General features: G+C 51.2%; 17 protein-coding genes. 10 read left to right on the forward strand and 7 right to left on the reverse strand.

Going from position 1 to position 20,684, the window contains the following annotated elements:
* Window positions 1-13: 13 nt before the first annotated feature.
* The 9 genes from RSJ68_01600 (at window position 14) to RSJ68_01640 (ending at window position 8,075) form a co-directional block, all read left to right on the forward strand.
* Complete coding sequence (locus RSJ68_01600) at window positions 14-550, forward strand: topoisomerase DNA-binding C4 zinc finger domain-containing protein (protein WNU97484.1); 537 nt, start codon at window positions 14-16, stop codon at window positions 548-550.
* Window positions 551-766: 216 nt separating this feature from the next.
* Window positions 767-1,039 carry an ACT domain-containing protein gene (locus RSJ68_01605; protein WNU97485.1) on the forward strand — a complete coding sequence of 91 codons (273 nt, stop codon included), beginning with the start codon at window positions 767-769 and terminating at the stop codon, window positions 1,037-1,039.
* Between the two features lie 14 nt (window positions 1,040-1,053).
* Complete coding sequence (locus RSJ68_01610; protein WNU97486.1) at window positions 1,054-2,409, forward strand: PFL family protein; 1,356 nt, start codon at window positions 1,054-1,056, stop codon at window positions 2,407-2,409.
* Window positions 2,410-2,560: 151 nt separating this feature from the next.
* Entirely contained in the window at window positions 2,561-2,980 is a 420-nt protein-coding gene (locus RSJ68_01615; GenBank protein WNU97487.1) for an OsmC family protein, read from the forward strand.
* A gap of 361 nt (window positions 2,981-3,341) precedes the next feature.
* Window positions 3,342-4,058, forward strand: coding sequence for a GntR family transcriptional regulator (locus RSJ68_01620; GenBank protein WNU97488.1), 717 nt, complete (start codon window positions 3,342-3,344; stop codon window positions 4,056-4,058).
* A gap of 147 nt (window positions 4,059-4,205) precedes the next feature.
* Complete coding sequence (gene trmA / locus RSJ68_01625) at window positions 4,206-5,288, forward strand: tRNA (uridine(54)-C5)-methyltransferase TrmA (protein ID WNU97489.1); 1,083 nt, start codon at window positions 4,206-4,208, stop codon at window positions 5,286-5,288.
* Window positions 5,289-5,405: 117 nt separating this feature from the next.
* Window positions 5,406-6,176 carry a sulfite exporter TauE/SafE family protein gene (locus tag RSJ68_01630; GenBank protein WNU97490.1) on the forward strand — a complete coding sequence of 257 codons (771 nt, stop codon included), beginning with the start codon at window positions 5,406-5,408 and terminating at the stop codon, window positions 6,174-6,176.
* A 104-nt stretch (window positions 6,177-6,280) separates the two neighbouring features.
* Window positions 6,281-7,381, forward strand: a complete 1,101-nt coding sequence (aroC, locus tag RSJ68_01635; GenBank protein ID WNU97491.1) for a chorismate synthase — start codon at window positions 6,281-6,283, stop codon at window positions 7,379-7,381.
* Between the two features lie 229 nt (window positions 7,382-7,610).
* Entirely contained in the window at window positions 7,611-8,075 is a 465-nt protein-coding gene (locus RSJ68_01640; GenBank protein WNU97492.1) for a ProQ/FINO family protein, read from the forward strand.
* 610 nt (window positions 8,076-8,685) lie between these two features.
* Here the strand turns inward: RSJ68_01640 and RSJ68_01645 are convergent.
* From RSJ68_01645 to RSJ68_01660, 4 genes are all read right to left on the reverse strand, one after another.
* A complete protein-coding gene (locus RSJ68_01645; protein ID WNU97493.1) occupies window positions 8,686-11,349 on the reverse strand; it encodes a calcium-binding protein in 2,664 nt (887 codons plus the stop codon).
* 623 nt (window positions 11,350-11,972) lie between these two features.
* Window positions 11,973-12,467 carry a nitrous oxide reductase accessory protein NosL gene (locus tag RSJ68_01650; GenBank protein WNU97494.1) on the reverse strand — a complete coding sequence of 165 codons (495 nt, stop codon included), beginning with the start codon at window positions 12,465-12,467 and terminating at the stop codon, window positions 11,973-11,975.
* Window positions 12,464-13,294 carry an ABC transporter permease gene (locus tag RSJ68_01655; GenBank protein ID WNU97495.1) on the reverse strand — a complete coding sequence of 277 codons (831 nt, stop codon included), beginning with the start codon at window positions 13,292-13,294 and terminating at the stop codon, window positions 12,464-12,466. Before RSJ68_01655 ends, RSJ68_01650 begins: the two co-directional genes overlap by 4 nt.
* Window positions 13,291-14,187, reverse strand: coding sequence for an ABC transporter ATP-binding protein (locus tag RSJ68_01660; protein ID WNU97496.1), 897 nt, complete (start codon window positions 14,185-14,187; stop codon window positions 13,291-13,293). Before RSJ68_01660 ends, RSJ68_01655 begins: the two co-directional genes overlap by 4 nt.
* A 66-nt stretch (window positions 14,188-14,253) precedes the next feature.
* Between RSJ68_01660 and RSJ68_01665 the strand changes: the two genes are divergently transcribed.
* Entirely contained in the window at window positions 14,254-14,466 is a 213-nt protein-coding gene (locus RSJ68_01665) for a hypothetical protein (protein ID WNU97497.1), read from the forward strand.
* Here RSJ68_01665 and RSJ68_01670 read toward each other — a convergent pair.
* The 3 genes from RSJ68_01670 to RSJ68_01680 all read right to left on the reverse strand — a co-directional run bounded on the left by RSJ68_01670 (window position 14,463) and on the right by RSJ68_01680 (window position 20,443).
* Entirely contained in the window at window positions 14,463-15,818 is a 1,356-nt protein-coding gene (locus RSJ68_01670; GenBank protein WNU97498.1) for a nitrous oxide reductase family maturation protein NosD, read from the reverse strand. The two genes, RSJ68_01665 and RSJ68_01670, sit on opposite strands and share 4 nt — an antisense overlap.
* Before the next feature lie 209 nt (window positions 15,819-16,027).
* Entirely contained in the window at window positions 16,028-17,998 is a 1,971-nt protein-coding gene (gene nosZ, locus RSJ68_01675; protein ID WNU97499.1) for a TAT-dependent nitrous-oxide reductase, read from the reverse strand.
* Between the two features lie 153 nt (window positions 17,999-18,151).
* Complete coding sequence (locus tag RSJ68_01680) at window positions 18,152-20,443, reverse strand: 4Fe-4S binding protein (GenBank protein ID WNU98328.1); 2,292 nt, start codon at window positions 20,441-20,443, stop codon at window positions 18,152-18,154.
* Window positions 20,444-20,684 lie beyond the last annotated feature (241 nt).

Here is a 20,684-nt window from a genome sequence, read left to right on the forward strand (position 1 = left end):
TTAAAGAATACTTATGAAATTAACTAATAAATTTATAATTTTTATTACGGTAATAACTTTCGTATTGCTATTGATGCTTTTCAGTGGGAATAGTTGTAGTGATGGTTTTCTATCTTCTTCAATTGGTAGCCGCGGAGCATGTTCACACCACGGAGGAGTTTCGTTCTTTTCAAAGATAAAAGTACCTTTAATTTTTTCTATAACAGGATTGGTTTGGTATTTCTTAAATACTTTAACAAAAAATAAAAAGAATACTTGTGAAAATATAAATACCAATTATAGTGATAAAAATGGTGTTGATGTTACTCTTACTAAGTACAATCAAGATAAAATTATAGAAACAAAATTACAAGACAAAAAAATAGCCAAAGGTAAAGCTAAAGATACTTCAAAGAAATGCCCAAAATGTAGGGCTAAATTAGTTTTACGCGTAGCTAAAAAAGGGAAAAATCCTGGTAATAAATTTTGGGGATGTTCTCGTTATCCTAGGTGTAGAGGAACCCGAAAATATGTGGAAGAAAGCACCTCAAATAGTGATAATCGGAATTAACTATGTCTTTAGACAATTACTCAAAAAGGCTGTTTGAAAACCATGTTGGCGAAACTTGCTATGTCCGTTTTCAGATGGCCTTTTTTCCTTAAATTTATTACTGTCGGCTGGATGCTTTCAATCAAAATTGTCAACAATCCAAGCGAACTTATTTTAAAGCAGTGCTATAATTTCCCAAATCAATTTTTCAGACGACCCCTACAAGGACCCTGACCTATGAATAATTCAGTCATTACCGTCATCGGCAAAGACCGTGTCGGTATCGTGTACGACGTTTCCCGCATTCTCGCAGAAAACCAAATCAACATCCTCAATATCAGCCAGCAGCTGATGGACGATTTCTTCACCATGATTATCTTGGTGGATACCTCGAAATGCCCCAAATCGAGGCAGGAAATGCTGGATTTGTTTGCGGAAGAGAGCAAAAAACTCGCGCTCGACATCCGCATGCAAAACGAAGAAATCTTCCAAGCTATGCACCGCATTTGAGTCGGAGGAATGTGATGAGTATCCAATCCGGCGAAATTTTAGAAACCGTCAAAATGGTTGCCGACCAGCATTTCGACGTCCGCACCATTACCATAGGCATTGATTTGCACGACTGTATCAGCACCGACATTGATGTATTGAACCAAAACATTTACAACAAAATCACCACCGTCGGTAAAGATTTGGTCGCTACGGCGAAACACCTGTCTGCCAAATACGGCGTGCCGATTGTGAATCAGCGTATTTCCGTCACGCCGATTGCCCAAATCGCGGCGGCGACCAAAGCCGATTCTTACGTCAGCGTGGCGCAGACTTTGGACAAGGCAGCCAAAGCCATCGGCGTGTCTTTTATCGGCGGCTTTTCCGCGCTGGTGCAAAAAGGCATGTCTCCTTCAGACGAGGTGTTAATCCGCTCCATTCCCGAAGCGATGAAGACCACTGACATCGTGTGCAGCTCCATCAATATCGGCAGCACGCGCGCGGGTATCAATATGGATGCGGTCAGACTGGCGGGCGAAACCATCAAGCGTACGGCTGAAATCACACCCGAAGGTTTCGGCTGCGCCAAAATCGTCGTGTTCTGCAACGCGGTGGAAGACAATCCGTTTATGGCGGGCGCGTTTCACGGTTCGGGCGAAGCGGACGCCGTTATCAACGTCGGCGTATCGGGGCCGGGCGTGGTCAAAGCCGCGCTGGAAAATTCGAATGCGGTCAGCCTGACCGAAGTCGCCGAAGTCGTGAAGAAAACCGCCTTCAAAATCACCCGCGTGGGCGAGCTCATCGGCCGTGAAGCCTCGAAAATTTTGGGCATTCCGTTCGGTATTCTCGATTTGTCGCTGGCGCCGACCCCTGCCGTTGGCGACTCGGTGGCGCGCATCCTTGAAGAAATGGGCTTGAGCGTCTGCGGTACGCACGGAACGACGGCTGCTTTGGCATTGCTGAACGATGCCGTGAAAAAAGGCGGCATGATGGCTTCCAGCGCGGTCGGGGGGTTGAGCGGCGCGTTCATCCCTGTTTCCGAAGACGAAGGCATGATTGCCGCCGCCGAAGCAGGCGTGCTGACGCTGGACAAACTCGAAGCGATGACCGCCGTCTGCTCGGTCGGTCTGGACATGATTGCCGTTCCCGGCGACACGCCCGCACACACGATTTCCGGCATCATCGCCGACGAAGCCGCCATCGGCATGATCAACAGCAAAACCACCGCCGTGCGCATCATTCCGGTAACGGGCAAAACCGTCGGCGACAGCGTCGAGTTCGGCGGTCTGCTGGGCTACGCACCTGTGATGCCGGTTAAAGAAGGTTCGTGCGAAGTGTTTGTTAACCGAGGCGGCAGGATTCCTGCGCCGGTGCAGTCGATGAAGAACTGATTGCTTGACCATGAAAAAGGTCGTCTGAAAACTCGCCATGCTTGTTTTCAGACGACCTTTTCCAACTCCGCGCCTGTATTTATCCGTAGAAATTGTTTACAATATGAAAATGCGCCTGTTTATCAGGCATTTTCGCGACAGAAAGGCAATCATGCAAGTTACATCAAAATGGATAGACGGAATGTGCTTTGTCGGCACGACCGAAAACGGACACAGCGTCGTCATGGAAGGCGCGGCGGCGGAAGGGCAGGCGAAACGCGGTCCCAGCCCGATGGAAATGCTGCTTTTGGGCGTGGCGGGCTGCTCCAGCATCGATGTCGTGATGATTGCCGAGAAACAGCGTCAAAAGGTAGTGGACTGCCAAGCGACGGTTACTGCGAAGCGCGCCGACGATACCCCGCGCGTGTTCACCGAAATCCACATCCATTTTAAAGTCATCGGACACAATCTGACCGAATCCGCCATCGAGCGCGCCGTGCAGATGTCCGCCGAGAAATATTGTTCCGCCTCGATTATGCTGGGCAAGGCGGCGAAAATCACCCACAGTTTTGAAACCGTCGAAGCAGAGTAATTTTTCAGACGACCTCCCGTATCTTTCAGGGGTCGTCTGAAAAGCGTTTAGAGGCGGAATACTGTTAAAGCGTGAATAAAGACCGCCCGACAAAAAAGCAGATATATTCACGCTACACCATGAATATATCTGCTTGCTTATTGTGGATTCTCTCTCTATCAGCCTTTATAACTTGGCCTTTCGACATATTGTGCAAGCTTAGTTAGGGATTGTCAACAATTTTTAATTATATCTTAATCAGGTTTCGTGACATATTGAAATGGAATCAAGTATAAAGCGATACGGGGCGGCTCAACGCCATCGCAAATTTCCAGTCATTTCAAACAATATGCCACGCCAGACCATGAGGAGAGCTGAAATAATGAATACCGATAACGAAACCCTCCATGCGCCCACCCCTTCTTCCATGATGCCGGCAGGCAGGCACGATTCGGAGCTGTTCCGCGTTTACGCCCTGATTTTGGACGGCATCACCGACCATGTTTTGCTGCCCGGCAAAAAATTGACCGAATCCGAGCTTTGCCGCCAGATGGTCTGCTCGCGCAATACCGTGCGCGGCGCGCTGTCCCTGTTGGCACACGACAAAATCGTCGATTTGCAACCTAATCGCGGCGCGTTCGTCCATGTTCCCGATTTGAAGGAAATGCAGGACGTGTTCAACGCGCGTATCGAAATGGAAAGCATGATTTTGAACCTTCTGTCCGATATGCCCGATTTGGAAACCCGCCTCCAGCCGCTTTACACCATGATCGAACGTGAAGAACAGGCATCCGACAGCGGCGACCGCGTGGGTTGGAACCGCCTGTCCAACGCCTTCCACGTCGAACTGGCGCGTCTGATCGACAACCACGTCTTGTTCGACATCATGAATACCCTGTGCGCCCGTTCTTCGCTCATCGTCGCCGTTTTCGATGCGCAGCGTCATGAAAAACGCGCCATCAACCCCCACACCCATTCCGAACACCGCGAAATCCTCGACCTGCTGGTCAACGGCAAACGCAACCGCGTCGTCAAAGTCATGCGCAAACACTTAAGCGCGTGCGTAGAGCGTTTGGAACGCAAATACGAAGGCGAGTAATCAAATGCCGATAAAAGGTCGTCTGAAAACAAGCGTAGTAAGTTTTCAGACGACCTTTGTCAGCATTTTCGGTGTTGTCAAGCAGCTTTACGCCAACCTGCCGACTAAACCGACATTCCGACATCTTTTCCATGAGACATTTCTCCAATGACCGCTTATACGCAACAGCTCGACCAAAAAATCCAATACTTGCAACAGCTTTTCCAAGGTTTGGATTTTCCTGAAATTCAAGTTTTCGAATCCCCCGAACAGCATTACCGGATGCGCGCCGAATTCCGTATTTGGCACGAAGGCGGCGAAATGTTTTACGCCATGTTCGAGCGCGGGCAGAAAGCAAGCGGCGCAAGCCTGATACGTTGCGATCAATTTCCCGCCGCCTCCGAATCCATCAACGCCTTGATGCCCAAGCTCATCGAAGCCGCCGCGCAAAATCCCGAACTCAAAAACCGCTGGTACGCCGTAGAATTTTTGTCTGCGCTGAGCGGCGAAATGCTCGTTACCATGATTTACCACAAAAAACTGGGCGAAGCGTGGCAGCGTGCCGCCGAAACCTTGGCGCGTGAATTGAGCATCCATATCATCGGTCGGAGTAGGGGGCAGAAAATCGTTTTGACTCAAGACTATATAATCGAAGAGCTGAACGTAAACGGCAAGACCTTCCGCTACCGCCAAGTCGAAGGCAGTTTCACGCAGCCCAACGCCCGCGTGTGCGAAAAAATGCTCGGCTGGGCATGCGATGTCGCGCAAAACCTCGGCGGCGACCTGCTCGAACTCTACTGCGGCAACGGTAATTTCACCCTGCCGCTCTCGCAGCATTTCCGTCAGGTGTTAGCGACCGAAGTGTCCAAAACTTCCGTTTATGCCGCACAGTGGAATATCGAAGCCAACCAAAGGGACAACATCAAAATCGCCCGCCTCTCTGCGGAAGAATTTACCGAAGCCTATACCCAAAGCCGCGAATTCCGCCGCCTACAAGAACAGGGTATCTCGTTGAAAGATTATGATTTTTCCACGATTTTTGTCGATCCGCCCCGAGCCGGCGTCGATGATGAAACGCTGAAGCTGGTTTCCCAGTTTGACAACATTATCTATATTTCCTGCAATCCTGAAACCCTACGCGCGAACCTTGATATACTTTGCCAAACCCATACTGTCGAACGCGCCGCGTTGTTTGATCAGTTCCCGTTTACGCACCATATCGAAAGCGGCGTTTATTTGAAGAAGAAATAAAGAAGCGGGGTTGAAAAAGGTCGTCTGAACATTTTAAAAACATGGATTATCATGTGCAGAACTGTTTTCAGACGACCTTTTCCCTGATAACAAATTTCCAATAAAGCCTAAATCATCATGCCCGTAGATTCTTTTTTCTACCTCTTACTGCTCACCGGATTTTGCGCCGGACTGATGAACGCGGCGGTTGGCGGCGGCGGATTGTTGCAAATACCGGGGCTGTTCAACCTGCTGCCCGCTTCCACGCCCGTGGCTTCGGTCATCGGCACCGACAAATTCGCTGCCTTATGCGGCACGCTGACTGCAACGGGGCAATACCTGCGCAAAATCCCCCTGCCGTGGAAAATGCTGCTGCCCGTCGCCGTGCTGGCGTTTGCCGCTTCCTATCTGGGCGCGAATGCCGTGGCGTATCTGCCCGTGCACTACATGAAACCGGCGATGTTGGTCATCATGGTGGCCATGTGCCTTTATACTTTTTTGAAAAAAGACTTGGGGCAGGCGGTGCGCACCAAAAAATTGACGCGCCGCGAAACCTTATGGGGCTTACTCTTCGGCGCGCTCATCGGTTTTTACGACGGCATCTTCGGGCCCGGCTCAGGCAGCCTGCTGGCCTTCGTATTCGTCCGTTTTTACGGTTATGATTTCCTGACGGCGAACGCATCCGCCAAAGTCATCAATTCCACCACCTACCTTGCCGCGCTGGCGGTTTTCATCCCGCAAGGGCATGTCGTTTGGGCGTGGGCGATTCCGCTTGCGCTGGCGAATTTGTGCGGCGGCGTGGTCGGTGCAAAATTGGCGATACGCGGCGGAACCAAGTTTCTGCGTTACGGATTTATGGTGTTGCTGTGTCTGACCATAGGAAAATTCGCTTGGGATTTGATTCGATAACAGAAGGTACGCAGCAGGCAGGATTCGCCCGCCGAAAGCGTTTCAGACGACCTTTGTATGCTAAAATCCGTCATCTTTCAGCATATGACCGATAGAGGGAAAACATGGCAGGCAACACTTTCGGACAACTCTTCACCGTTACCACCTTCGGCGAAAGCCACGGCGCAGGTTTGGGCTGCATCATCGACGGCTGCCCGCCCGGACTGGCATTGACCGAATCAGACATCCAAGCCGACCTCGACCGGCGCAAACCCGGCACCAGCCGCCACGTTACCCAACGCCGCGAAGCCGACCAAGTCGAAATCCTCTCCGGCGTCTTCGAAGGCAAAACCACCGGCACCCCCATCGCCCTCTTAATCCGCAATACCGACCAACGCAGCAAAGACTACGGCAACATCGCCACCAGCTTCCGTCCCGGCCACGCCGACTATACCTACTGGCACAAATACGGCACGCGCGACTACCGCGGCGGCGGCAGAAGCTCCGCCCGCGAAACCGCCGCCCGCGTTGCCGCCGGAGCCGTTGCCAAAAAATGGCTGAAAGAAAAATTCGGCACGGAAATCACCGCCTACGTCACCCAAGTCGGCGAAAAAGAAATTCAGTTTGAAGGTTACGAACACATTTCCCAAAATCCCTTCTTCGCCGCCAACCAAAGCCAAATCGCCGAGCTGGAAAACTATATGGACAGCGTGCGCAAATCCTTGGATTCCGTCGGCGCGAAACTGCATATCGAAGCGGCTAACATCCCCGTCGGCTTGGGCGAACCCGTTTTCGACCGCCTCGATGCCGAAATCGCCTACGCCATGATGGGCATCAACGCTGTCAAAGGCGTGGAAATCGGCGCAGGCTTCGGCAGCGTCGTCCAGCGCGGCAGCGAACACGGCGACGAACTCAACCCGCAAGGCTTCCTGTCTAACCACGCCGGCGGCATCCTCGGCGGCATCAGCACCGGACAAGACATCCACGTCAACATCGCCATCAAACCCACCAGTTCCATCGCCACCCCGCGCCGCAGCATCGACATCAACGGCAACTCAGTTGAACTCGCCACCCACGGCAGACACGATCCCTGCGTCGGACTGCGCGCCGCCCCCATCGCCGAAGCCATGCTCGCGCTCGTGCTTATCGACCACGCCCTGCGCCATCGCGCGCAAAACGCCGACGTAGTTGTTGATACGCCCGACATTACCAAGCAGCATAGATAAAATTGAAAGAGGTCGTCTGAAAACAAACATGGCGGATTGTGCCGAACGTTTTCAGACGACCTTTTCGCAACGCTATGGCGACAGGTGTGTCGGCGCCGTCCGTAAAATAAACATTTACAATCGAACATTCGCAAAAAAACTTAGCCAAAACACAGGCTTTATACTAAAATACCGCCATTACCGTGCCGTAGCGAAACGCACGGCTTTATTTTAGAGGAATACAAACGACATGACACAAGAAACTGCTTTGGGCGCAGCTTTGAAATCCGCCGTTCAAACCATGAGCAAGAAAAAACAGACCGACATGATTGCCGACCACATCTACGGCAAATACGACGTCTTCAAACGATTCAAACCGCTGGCCGTCGGTATCGACCAAGACCTTGTTGCCGCATTGCCCCAATACGATCCCGCACTGATCGCCCGCGTCCTCGCCAACCATTGCCGCCGTCCCCGCTACCTCAAAGCCTTGGCGCGCGGTGGAAAACGTTTTGATTTGAACAACCGCTTCAAAGGCGAAGTCAGCGCGGAAGAACAAGCCATCGCCCAACAGCATCCGTTTGTCCAACAGGCTTTGGCAGAACAAGCCGAGCGTCAAACTGCAAAACAGGCAGCGCAAACTGATGCAGTAGAAGCCGAACAAGTCGGCGCAGCAGTCGAAACTGAAGAAGTGGCACAAAACAACGCCGAATAATATCGAATGATTTTAAAAGGTCGTCTGAAAACGGATTTTCTGTTTCAGACGACCTTTTTTATCAGTATTTCAAATCAACGGAGGAGGGAAAAGAGGAAACACGCTTTGCAACCATTATTTTTGCTTTGACAGGGGAGGGTAAACGGTGGGTGTTTGTTGATTTTTTATTGGGGATGATACGTTTTCTAAAGATGGATTTTTGTGTGCGTGAGAATGGAGATAGTAGAGGAATATCTTGTTTTATTTGAGTTTATTTTAAAACTCGGAAAATCAAGATAAAAAAATGCGCATACCGTTTGGGATATGCGCCAAGTCTACAAAGGAGAAATAGAGGAGAAAAATCAAGCTGCATCAAGCAACTCAACGGGCGTAATTCTGACACAATAAAGAAGTCTTGTCAATGGTTTTTATGAAAATTCCTAAATTTTTGCTTTATATGCAGCATATTGAATCAGTAGCGCAAAACAGCGACGTTTGGCGTTGGGAATTATCATCAAGACAAAACAAAAGAATTAAATATATGTGTCGCTGATGGAGCGCAATATATAAGGTCGTCTGAAAACCTTTCTCACCGATAATGAGAGAAATTTTCAGACGACCTTCCAAACGGTTAAATCAAGCCGTGGTTGACGGTACTATCCATACCTAAGGCATTCAGGAATTGGGTAGCGGTATAGCTTTCGCCACCTTCAAATTTAAAGGTGTCAACCGTATCATGACCGGATGGGGAATGAACCATATCCTTGATAGTCAATTCGTCATTTGAACCTTTCAGCTTCACAACCCAGTCTTTGCCTGTTGTCAATTCGACATCTTTAATCGTTAAATTTCCTGAGAAGAGAACGGTAGTATCTGCTTCTGCACGGATATTGTGCAAGGTATCGTGTCCGCTTTCCTTTCCAAACATAATGGTATTTTTAACCGAGTGTCCGGAGTCGAAAATGGCATCATTACGCGTACCACCGTCAATTACATTGTATCTTCCCAAGGTGATAATATCTTCTCCTTTGCCACCGTAGAAGGTAACTTTACCGATAACATCTGAAAAGTCCGCAGTATCGTTATCAGCCGATCCGTAAACAACGCGGTTGTATCCCCTCTGATCAACACCGTACCAGTCAATCTTATCGGTAAGGTCGTGGACAAGGTTACCGGCTTTGTCAAAGTGAGGCGCATTCAGACCAAAATGCTCAATGACTTCGCCAACGGTATAGGTTTTGGAATCAAACTGGAATTCGCTGATTGCGCCGTAAATACCGGACTGGTTTTTGATAGTTAGGACATCGTTTGTTCCTTTGATTGAAATGTTCCAAGTATCGCCGTTCAGACGGGGAATAATAATGAATTCGGAATCGGAAGGGATATGATCGATATCAGATTTGTCATAGCTTTGGGTCATCGAAATTTCTAAATCATCCAAAGTCAGGCCACCGGTAAATCTAACGGTATTGGCATTTTGCATTCCGTTTGGGTTGAATTCGGGATCAAGATTGAAATTGTAGTCAAAGATGGTGTCGTGTCCGTATCCTTTACCAAAGACGTAAGTATCTCGGTGTTGTCCGCCTTCAAGATGGTCATTGCCGGCACCGCCGTCCAGATAATCGTCACTAACGTCGGCATATAATTTATCATTGCCGTCGCCGCCGTAGAGTTCGTCATCGCGTTCGTTACCAAAATAGCTTGTTCCGCTATCGCGCAAGATGTCATCTCCGCCTAGTCCGTACAGACGGTCGCGTCCGTCGATTCCGCTGTCGATGGTATCGTTTTGCTCGGTACCGGTAAGGACATCGTCTCTTGCTGTTCCGGTAATGATCGAACCTTGTTTGTTTGAATTGGCAACAGCTTTGAGTAGGGATTCGTGGGTATAGGTTTCTCCGAGCAATTCAAAACGTCCGACGGAAACTTTGCCGTCTGCGCTGATTTGGTCTCGAATCAATACAGAACTGTTTGCTGATGTAATCAACCAGTCTTTCCCGCCTTGTGCGTTGTCATTGACGCTGATTTTGAGGTCTTTGATACGCAGGTCGTCTGAAAAACGCAAGGTATTGTTTCCTTGATCGTCGATAATCGTATCATCGTCGCCGAAAATATAGGTATCGTTACCTGCGCCGCCTTTCAGGGTATCTTTTCCTTTGCCGCCGATTAAAGTGTCGTTGCCTGCGTCGCCATTGATGTTGTCGTTACCCTCGCCGCCATCCAGATAATCATCTCCGTCGCCGCCATTCAGGTTGTCATTTCCACCCATGCCGTAAACGGTATCGTTGCCGCGCCCGCTGTTGAGGCGGTTGTGTCCGGCATTGCCGGTCAAGATATTGTCGCTGTTGTTGCCTGCGCCGAAGATATTGGCATTGCCGGTCAAGGTAACGTTTTCAACATTGGTTGCCGCTGTGTAGGAAACGCTGCTGATGACGGTATCGGTACCTGCACCTTTCCCTTCGATAATGACATCTTTGACATTATCGACATAATAAGTATCGTCTCCCCATCCTCCGCTCATCGTATCGGCACCGGCTTTGCCGTCAATAATGTCATTGCCATCACTACCATTTAAAACGTCGTCTGAATCGGTTCCATTAATAGTCAGGTTTTGTGATTTCGCTGTTTCAATGTTGGCTTTTGTCGCACGAATAAATTCGGCTATATTCAAAGCACCGCTGTCAAAAACAAATTGATGGATGGTAGGGACGCTGCTTCCGACGTTATATTGGTTGCTGACGGTCAGTACGGAATCTGTGCTCTTAATGGAGATTTTCCAATCTTGCCCACCGTCATTGTTGGCAACAGCCGTTATTGTCAAATCTTCGGCACGCAAGCCTCCGGTAAAGCGGATGCGGTTGTTCCCCTCTGTATCGATAATGGTATCCCTGCCGCCTGCCGCATTGAAGATGTAGGTATCGTTACCCGCACCACCGTTAAGCACATCGTCACCGGCTTCGCCGTTTAATATATCGTCGCCATCTTCACCGAACAGTAAGTCGTTGCCTTCGCCACCGTTGATGGTGTCATCTCCATCTCCGCCGTAAACGGTATCATTGCCGCGTCCACTGTTGAGACGGTTACGTCCGCTATTGCCGATAAGGATGTTATCGGCGTTGTTCCCTGCCCCGAAGATATTGGCATCACCTTCTAGAATCAGATTTTTTTCTCCGGCAGCAAGCGTACGGCTGGTGTTGCTGCGAATGTAGGTTAAATGGTTTGCGTTTGCAGTATCTGTCGAAGTTGATTCGCTGCGGCTTTGGTTTTCTGATGAAAGGTGAGTGACTCGGGTATTCATAATGGTGTTTTCCGTATAAGTAAAGATTAATCAGAAGGTTATGCTGTTAGGTGGCAGTTTCTTCGTAGGTGCTCGTTTCTGAATGTAATGAAATAATAATTTAGCATGGCATTTCAAGGTAATGTTTAATTAAGATACGAACGGATATAGATATGGCATGGGCGGTTTGACTCAAATTTTTATTTAAAGTTCTGATTTTTCGAAAATTAAATATCGCATTTTCATTTTTTTCAAATAATATAATGAGTTAATTGCTTTTTTGTGATGGTATTGGAATTTTGGGCATGGAAAATGCTTTTTTCGGATGCACACGGTCTAATTTGATCTGAAATTGCTGCGATACGCTAATTGCTTTTTGCTTAATTCAAACGACTGCAATGGATTGATGCAAATTTTTCAATTGTACACTTGTCATAGGGAAAAATTATATCAAATAGAATGTATTAAATATCATTTTTCAAATGCTTTACGGATCAGTCTGTCGAACAATTTTAGTTTCAGATGAAATCCTCTCTAAACAGAATTGCAACCATTTTTTCGCTACATACATTTCCCATATACTTAAAGGTCGTCTGAAAACCTGATGGATAAGGTTTTCAGACGACCTTTTTGATGAGAAGGGATTATTTGAAGATGTAGGAATCGGGCATTTCGTCGAAGCTGACGACGCGGCCGCCTTTTTCTTTGGCAAATTTCTCTGCTTGGGCTTTGTCGGCGAAGGGGAGGGCGTCTTCCGCACCCATGCCGCCGATGAAGCCGCTTTCGATGACGTAGTAGGCTTTTTTGCCGTCTATCCATGCGGTGTCGGCATTGGGTTTGCTCCAGTCTTTGACTTTGCCCATGTCGGTAACGTAGATGACGTGGATGCCTTTAGGCTCTTCGGGCAGCTTGGTGTAGCCGAACATCTGCTTGATGGTCGAGAACCAGACGGGGCGGTCGGGTTTGCCGTTGAGGTAGATTTGGGCTTTGGGGCCGTTGTGTTCGGTCAGGTTCATGCTGCAATAGTGCCCCACGGCGCGGTCGCTGATTTGCTGAGGCTCAGGCGGCGGGGTGTCATCCTCTTTAGTGCAGGCACTCAGGAGCAGGGCGGCGAGGAGCGCAGGTAAAATCTTTTTCATATTTGTCGCTTTCCAAAAATTCTTGCTGCCAAGATAAGGGGAATAATAACCCATAATATCTGCGCGGTCAGCAATACGGGCATGGTCAGGCTGATTTGTTCGCTCAAACCTGCCATACCTGCGTACATGGCGGTGTTCTCGTAACCGGTCAGGTTGAGCAGGCGGTAGATGTCGGTGGGGTTGAAAAGGAGGACGGTTTCGACGACGGGTGCGGTAATTGTTTGCTGGGTATCGGCGACGAGGATGCCTAAAAGCGCCATGTCGAAGATGACGACGAAAAACAGCCAAACGCCGATGGCGATACCGGCGGCGGTGCCGCGTTCTTTCACTTTCGCGCTGATGAGGTAGCCCATGGACAGGAATGCGGCGCCTAAAATCACACTGGCGGCAATCAGCAGGGCAAAGGGTTTCCACGCGGCGATGTCGAAGCTGCCGTTGGCGAGTTGGAGCGTGATGCCCGCGATTCCGTAGCCTGCGGTGGTGGCAAGGGCGAGGATGATGAGGTGTCCGATGAATTTTCCGGCAAGGATTTGGTTGCGGGAAACGGGGTAGCTCAACAGCAGCGCCATGGTGCCGCGTTCGATTTCGCCGATGAGGGAATCGTAGGAGAGGAGCATGGCGATGAGCGGGATCAGGAAGATGGACAGGCTGGAGAGGCTGACGACGGTTACAGTCAGCGGATCGACTTTAACCGAGCCTGTGGGCGAGCTGCCGAGGAAGCCCAATGAGAGGGCGAGGGCGGCGAGCAGGACGGAGGCGGCGAGTACCCAGCGGTTGCGCAGGCTGTCGCGGACTTCTTTTCCGGTGATAATCCAAACGGGGTTCATACGTCCTCCCTTTTTAAGAATTGTGCGTACATGTCGTCGAGTGTGGGTGTGTGGATGTCGAGGTAGGCGAGGTCGGACAGGTTGCCCAGTTCGCTGAGTAATGCCATGCGTTCTTCAGCCTGACATTGCGCCTGATAGCTGAGGTCGTCTGAAAGCGGCTGCCAGCGTCCGCTTAACGGACGCGGGGTTTTGAGGCGGATGTTGACGGTGAGGGGGAGTCCGCTTTGGACGTGCAGCTCGTCCATGCTGCCGTCGGCGACTTTGACACCGTTTTTCATGACGACGATGCGGTCGGCGTGGCCGTCGAGTTCGGCGAGGGCGTGGGTGCTAAGGAGGACGGTGGCGCCGCGTCCGTTGAGTTCGCGCACGACTTCGTAAAACATTTGGCGCGAGGCGGGGTCGAGGCCTGTGGTGGGTTCGTCAAACAGCAATACTTTGGGTTCGCCCAGCAGGGCTTGGGCGAGGGCGAGGCGTTGGCGCATGCCTTTGGAGTAGGTGCCGACGCGGCGGCGGGCGGCTTGGGAAATGCCGACGCGCTCGAGGAGTTCGTGGTTTTTGGTGAGCGGCTGTTTTTTGAGTTTGGCGTAGAAATTGAGGGTTTCGATGCCGCTGAGGGAAGGGTGCAGGGCGACGGTTTCGGGCAGGTAGCCGATTTGGCTGCGCAACTGTGCGCCGGCTTTGCTGCCTGTGCGCTCACCCAGCAGCATGACCTCGCCTTCGGTCGGGGTAATCAGCCCGAGTATCAATTTGATGAGCGTGGACTTGCCTGCGCCGTTGTGTCCGGCAAGGCCGACACTTTCGCCCGCCTTCAAGACTAAATCGACTTGGTTGACGGCTTTTTGTGCGCCGAAGCGTTTGGTTACGTTTCTCAATTCGACATGGTGTGCGCTCATGAGTGCTTCCTTGTGTGGATGGGTTTCAGACGACGTTGAGGGTCGTCTGAAAAGGGCGTTCTTTGTATGGGGTCGTCTGAAAAAGGGAGAAGGGTTTCAGACGACGTTTGTTATGGGGCGGTGTTTTCGACTGTTGCCTGCGTTGCGGGTTTCACGGTCTTTACGGCGGATGCCCGTTGGTACGGCAATGAGGGGCAAAACCTTGCTGCGGCGGGGTTTCAAGGTCGTCTGAAAACTTTTCAGACGACCTTGCGGGGCGTGTTTGCCGGTTCCGCTTAGTTCAATGAGCCGTTTTCGGCATCGCTCCATTCGGACTGATGGGTTTTGGCTTCTTGCAACAGTTGTTCTTTCATGGCTTCGTATTTGGTGGTGGTTTTGTTGCTGCCTGCCTTCATCAGCGGTTTGCTGTCGATCACGCCGCCGGGGAGGATGGCGGGGAATTGCGATTGCGCCCATTTGACGATGCTGATGGCGGGGCTGTTCATCAGGAGGCGGGAAACGGGCGCGCGCCAGATGATTTGGTCGATGATGCCGTTGGGGCGGTACGCGCTGTCGCCGAAGCCGTCGCCGTCGAGGTCGAACGCGCTGTTGTCGCTCCAGTAGTTGCCGCGTCCTCCTTCGCCCCAGTCAAGAAAACGTGTGCTGACGTATTTGACTTGGCTTTCGTTGTTGATGAAGGCGTTGTCGGAAAGGGTGGTGCCTTCGATGGCGGCGGTGAAGTGGATGCCGATTTGGCAGTTTTCAAAATGGTTGGCGACGATTTTGTTGTAGTTGGCGTTGTAGGCGAAAACGCATTTGCCGGCTTTGTTGATGATGTTGTCGTGGATGTCGGAATAGTTGACGTAGTTGAGCATGATGCCTTGGTCGCGGCTGCCGACGGCGATGTTGCCGTATACGTTGAGGCGGTCGGAAAACATCAAAACGTAGCCCATGTTATTGCCGACGGAAATGTTGCCGCTGACTTCGCTGTCGTTGGTGTACATGTAGTGGACGGCGAAACGCAGGTTGCTGAAGCGGTTGTTTTTATAGGTGTTGTTTTTGCTGGTGTTGGAGAAAATGCCGTCGCGGCCTTTGGAAATGTCGTTGCTGACGACTTGCGCGCCGGGGGCGTTCCAGACGGTTACGCCGTTGCCGCGTTCGTTGACGCGCAGGGTGGAGTCGCCGACGATTTTGTTCTCGCGCACCATGGATTCGGCAGAGCCGTGGATATACACGCCGACGGAGTTGTCGAGGATGTTGTTGTATTCGATTAAGGCGCGGGGGGCGGTTTCTTCGAGGTAGATGCCGGCATCCATGGCGGGCAGGCTCATACCGGAACGGGTGACGGTGAGGTTGCGCAGGGTAACGTCGGGGGCGATGACGGCAATGGTGCGGCCGGTGCGGTCGCCTTCGATTTTGGCGGAGCGGTCGGCAGGGCCTTCGATGGTGATGGGTTTGTCGATAAGCAGTTTAGTTTTGTAAGTACCGGAGGCGAGCTTGAGCGTATCGCCTGCCCGCGCGCGCGCGATGACTTCGGGGAGGTTGTCGGTAGGGGAAACGTCGATGGTGGCTGCAAAGGTCGTCTGAATCATGCCGCCGAACATAAATGCCAGGACAGCGCGTCGCCATGTTTTGAATTGGGGTGTGTGCATGGAGTTCCTCTGATTCGTGCGGTGTGCGTCGGCACGGTGATGCCTGCCTGTTAGGGCCGTGTTTTTGTTTTATAGCGGAACAGTCTGTTGCGTCCAAACGGTTCTGCTATAAAAGGTCGTCTGAAAACGAGGGCAGCGGGTTTCGCTAAGACCTGAAAGTTTTTTCAGACGACCTTTCCGTTAAGTCGGTGATAAACCGTCAAACCCGATTATCGGGGTTTAACGATCATTTGACCGGACATTTCCATGTGCAGGGCGTGGCAGAACCATTGGCAGTAGTACCAGTGTACGCCCGGACGGACGGCTTTGAAGGTTACCGATTGGGTAGCTTGCGGGCCGATTTCCATGGCGATGCCGTAGCCTTCCAAAGTGAAGCCGTGGGTCAAGTCTTCGATGGTTTCGACGTTGGTCACATATACGGTTACTTCGTCGCCTTGGTTGACTTCGAATTGCGGGATGCTGTACGCAGGCGCAACGGCAGTCATGTATACGCGGACTTTGTTGCCCTCGCGGATGACTTTGGCGGCTTTTTCCAGCTCGACACCGTCTTTTTTCGCTTGTTCCACAGCGTCTTGCCAGAACCATGGGTCTTTGCGGTCCCAGGTTTTTTTCGGGTTGACTTTGGAAGCGGCAACCAGACACAGGTCATGCGGTTCGGCAAAGGTCGGGTTGTCGTGTACCAGGCGCATTTCGTCGCCGGAGATGTCGATCAACTGGTCGCATTCCGGTTTCAGCGGGCCGGCGTTGAGGAAGCGGTCTTTGGAGAATTTGTTCAAAGACACCAGCCATTTGCCGTCGGCTTCCTTGGTTTCGCCCATGGTCGTATGGTTGTGGCCGGGTTGGTAGTGGACGTCGAGTTTCTGTTTGATCGGATCCACTTTTTCGCCTTTGTAGGCTTTGATGGCGTCGTCGATGTTCCATTTGACCATTTGGCTGTCGATAAACAGCGTGGTGTAGGCGTTGCCGCGGCCGTCAAACGCGGTGTGTAAAGGACCGAGACCCAGTTGGGGTTCGGCGACAACCACGTCGCGCTCTTTGATTTTGCCGGCGAACAAATCGTCCAGTTTGCTGACGTCCAATACGGTAACAGTCGGAGACAGTTTGCCGTTGAGCATGATGTATTTGCCGTCAGGGGAAGCGTTACAGCCGTGCGGAGAGTTCGGCACGGGGATGTAGCGGGTGTAAGGGGAATTGGCTTCTGCGCGGCCGTCCAGCATTTTCACGCCGTTGACTTCTTTGAAGTCGCCTTTTTTGATGCCTTCTTCGATGGCGGCAAGATTGAAGACTACGCACCAGTCTTGCTCGTTGGAAGAGGCACCTTGTACGGTCAGGGCGCGTTCGGAGTTGTAGCAGGTGGAGAAGGAGTATTTGCCTTGGTAGTCGGCATCGCCGTTGTCCAAGTTGCCGTCCACCAATACTTGCCATGAGATGTCCATGGTTTCGCCGTCAATGGCGGTATAAACGGCATTCCAAGTTTTGGCGTCGTTCCAAGTACCCACACCGCTTACCGGTACGATGTGTTCGCCGTTGGCAAAGACATAGCCGGTTTTCGGATAACGTTGCGGACGCAGACCGTGTACACCGGAAACGTTAGGGATTTCGGTGATTTTGTCGGTTTTCATGAAGTCCAGGCGGACGCGGCAAACGCGGTTGTTTGCTTTGTCGTTGGCATACGCGTATCGGCCGTCGTAAGTCTGGTCGGTAAACGACAAGTGAGGGTGGTGCAAGTCGCCGTTAGGGTAGCAGCGCAGGCCGCTGTCTTTCAGGAACTGGTTGGTTTCCGGCGTATTTTTTTCATTCAAAATACGCAGGCTCTCGTTGGTACGGCCCCAACCGGTCGCGCTGTCCATGTTGAACACGGGGATACGCATCAGTTCGCGCATGGAAGGTACGCCGATCAAGCGCATTTCGCCCGATTGGCCGCCGGAGAGGAAGCCGTAGTATTGGTCAAGTTCGCCCGGGCCGACTTCGGAAGTCTGTTTACCCGGTTCGGCAGAGGCATGAGACTCGGTTTTGGCGGCAGGTGCAGCACCTGAAGCGGCGGCTTTATCGCCCCCCTCTTTGGAACAGCCCGCCAATCCCAACAGACCGGCGCCGGCAATACCTGCGCCGGAAGCGGCGGCAGTACCTAAGAATGAACGACGGCTTAAACCGTTTTGTTCTAATTTTTCGTCTGACATACAACACTCCTTGGATAAAATTCGGCAGCCGGCGTTTTCAGACGACCTGCCGATCAAAAAAACGAATTTATGTTTATAAGTATGGTTACGGGTGGCGCGGCATTTTTTCAGGGTTCTTTAGGGGTTTAGATTATTTGCCGGCCGTGGGGCGGTTTATTTTTTCACAAACTGCACAATCTGCTCGGTAGGCTGTTGTTTTGCAGATGCGGTTTCGGGTTCGGCTTTCGCCGCCGCCTGTTTTTGTTTTTTCTTGTTGGTTGCCACAACTTGCGGGCAACGTGTGTCATGGTGATACATGACTTGGCAGTGCAGGCACTGGATACATTCGTTCGGATGGATGTCGCCTTCCGGTGCAATCGCCTGAACGGGGCATTCGTGCGTACAGATTTGGCAAGGGTTGCCACACATTTTGTAGCGGCGCAGCCAGTCGAATACGCGGAAGCGGCCGGGTAGGGCGATGCCCGCGCCCAATGGGCACAGATAGCGGCAGAAGAAGCGTTCGATGAACAGGCCGGCAACCAAAAGGGTAACGGCAAACGCGACAAACCACCATTCGCGGACGAATTTCAAAATAATCGCCGTTTTAAAAGGTTCTACTTCGGCAAATTTTTCAGCAGTGCCCAAATCATACAGCGAAATCGCCAATAGGCCGAAGAAAATCACATATTTAATCGCGGTCAGGCGTGTGTGCAGCAGGTGCGGCACGGTAATCTGTTTCACGCCCAATTTTTTGGCGATACGGTTGGTCAGCTCTTGCAGCGAACCGAAGGGGCAGAGCCAGCCGCAGAATGTACCGCGGTTCCACAACAGCATGGTTGCGGCGGTAAACAGCCACAGGATGAACACAATCGGATCCATCAGGAAGAAGTCCCAACGGAATTCGGTCAGGATGGCGGAGAACAGTGTCAGTGTATTGACGACCGACAGTTGCGCCTGAGCGTACCAACCGATATAGAACAGGGTAAATGTCAGGAATACCAGGCGGAAGCGGTCGTACCATTTCTCATAGCGGACAATCCAGTCTTGGAACAGGAAGACCAAAAGCAGGATGGTCAAGGCGATGCCGACTACGGCGATTTGTCCTTGTTTCGCTTTCCACACCTGTTTCCAGAGTTGGTTGGATGCGCCGTCGTTTGAAGAGGCTTCAGAGGCTTCTTCGGCTATGCCTTTTGTGTCTGAGGCTTGTTCGGCGGCAGGAGCGGCTGCCGGTTCGACTGGCGCACTGATTTCGACAGGCGGTGCTTTCGGGTCATCGACATAGTAACCTTGAGGCAGCTCGTAATCCAAATCGGCGGTTACGAATGCTTTGTCGTTTACGCTCAATACGCGTTGAACCATCAACTGCAAACGCCAAGGTTCGGCAGCATCGAATTCCACACCTTCGGGAATCGTAAACCAAGATACTTCTTTAAAGTGGGGCGCGCCTTCGGCTGCCAAATCAACCAAGCGTTCGTGTTGCGCGTCAGTAAAGCGGAAGCTGTTTTCGCCTTGAATCATCTCGATACGGTCGAAAATACCGCCGCGGACATAGCCCGAACCTTTCCAAGAATAACGGCCTTCACCGGCAACCAAGACAGCTTGTTGACCCGGTTGCAGACGGTTTTGCAGGTTTTTCCAACCTTCCTCGCCCAACAGGCTTTTGCCGATGGAAGGCTGGCTGACTACGGCTGTGTACAAATCGATAAAGGTATCGTCGCCTGCGCCTTGTTCGGCGTGTTCGGCAACACCTGCTTTGCCGCCTTTTTCAAACAGCTTGTTGATTTCGTCAACAGTAATGTGCAGATGGCCGATGGCTTTTTGTTCCAGCAGCGCATTCCAAGATTGGATGTCCTGTTTGTCAGGATTGACAGCGCGGCGAGGTCGGGTTTGTACCGCAGGGGCAGCAGCCTGTTGCGTATCCGCAGCATTGGCGGAGGTCGTCTGAACGGCTTTGTCAGTGCCCAAACCATATTTGCCGGCAACAACTTTGAACGAACGCTGGATACTGTCGTTAATCACCATCAGCGTAACGGTCGCGCCGCTGATGATGTCCCCGGGGGCAACACCCGGAGTAGGTGGATTTTTAATAAAATTCAAACCGATATACTTATTGATGAATTTATCCACACGCGATTGCGGGATACCAATAAGCATAATCGGCTCATGGTGATCGACCAGCTTCGCACCGGCGATCGTTCCGTCGTTGGCCAAAGCCATCATCGTATCAATCGGTTTGCTCGAATAGCCGCGTGTATTGACCACGTCCGTCGTGATATACACCAAACCCAACTGCTCGTCGCCCTTATAAACACGGGCAACCATAGGCTTGCCTTCAGGCTTGCCATAACGGTCTGCACCCGGAAAAATTTCCGAAGGCTGGACTTTTGACAAAAAGTCAGGCAAACGCTCGGCGTAAGCGGGCAGTGTCGAAAACAATAGGACAAATACGGCAAACATCGCCAGCATCGTATTGAAGATGCCTGATGTGTGTTTCGTTTTTAGGCAGGACATGGCTGTTCCCGATTATTCGATACTCTAAACATTAACATTATATGAATCTAAACAAGCGATAGATTGACTTATATCAAGTTTACAAATCTTAAAACCTGGTTTTGGTGGAAGTAATACTTTATGAGTATATCGATATGGGTCTGATTTAATTGCAAATGGAAATAGAAAACAAAGTGATTATATGCTTTTGCCTGCT

The organism is Neisseria sp. DTU_2020_1000833_1_SI_GRL_NUU_006 (genome assembly GCA_032388755.1).
Lineage (GTDB): Bacteria > Pseudomonadota > Gammaproteobacteria > Burkholderiales > Neisseriaceae > Neisseria > Neisseria sicca_C.